This is a genomic window from Shewanella vaxholmensis, from assembly GCF_031932135.1.
Lineage (GTDB): Bacteria > Pseudomonadota > Gammaproteobacteria > Enterobacterales > Shewanellaceae > Shewanella > Shewanella hafniensis.
Window position 1 is genome coordinate 1 of the sequence record NZ_JAUOEV010000053.1, and the last position, 751, is coordinate 751.

The 751-nt window shown below is 49.0% G+C and carries 2 protein-coding genes; both read left to right on the forward strand.

From position 1 onward, the window contains the following. Positions 1-410, forward strand: a 410-nt coding sequence (locus Q4Q46_RS21320; RefSeq protein WP_311907017.1) for a winged helix-turn-helix domain-containing protein, incomplete at its 5' end; no start/stop codon positions are given. Position 411: 1 nt separating this feature from the next. Continuing rightward, a partial coding sequence (locus Q4Q46_RS21350) for an IS630 family transposase (RefSeq protein WP_371833787.1) occupies positions 412-751 on the forward strand: 340 nt, incomplete at its 3' end.

Consider the following 751-nt stretch of genomic DNA (forward strand, 5'->3'; position numbering starts at 1 on the left):
CTCTGGTGGCAAGCCAGTTGAAGGTGGCCAGATCTAGCGTCAACTTATGGGTCTCCAGCTATCTTGGGCAAGGACTGGCTGGACTTGAAGATAAACCACGCCTAGGGAAGAAGCCGTCATTGTCAAATGAGCAAAAAAGGAGACTCGCCAGATACATTGAGTTCAAAGCACAATCAGATGAGGGCGGCAGACTCACTGGGGCCGACATCCAGCAATACATCTCGAGTGAGTTTAATGTCGAGTACCATCCCAATCACATCTACAAGCTACTAAAGAGCATGGGATTCTGTTGGATAACCAGCCGCTCCAGGCATCCAAAACAAACTCAGAGCTTACAGGACGCTTTTAAAAAAGTTTCCTCTGGAAACGATCCTTCACGCTCCCATTCATATACAACCACACCAGATTGATATTTGGTTTCAGGACGAAGCCAGATTCGGCCAGCAAAATACAACGACACGACTTTGGGCCCCCAAAGGCAGTAGACCAAGAGCGCTAAGACAGCAGCAGTTTGAATATGTGCATCTCTTCGGCGCAGTCTGTCCTGCAACAGGAGAAACTGAAGCCATCATCACGCCATTCGTTAATAAGGACATCATGCACCAGCACTTGGAGCTGATTGCAAAACGCACCAAACCTGGCCGCCATGCTGTCGTGGTAATGGACGGTGCGGGTTGGCATACCAATGACATTGCTGCTGATATCCCCAACCTGTCTATACTCAAACTGCCGCCATATTCCCCAGAACTAA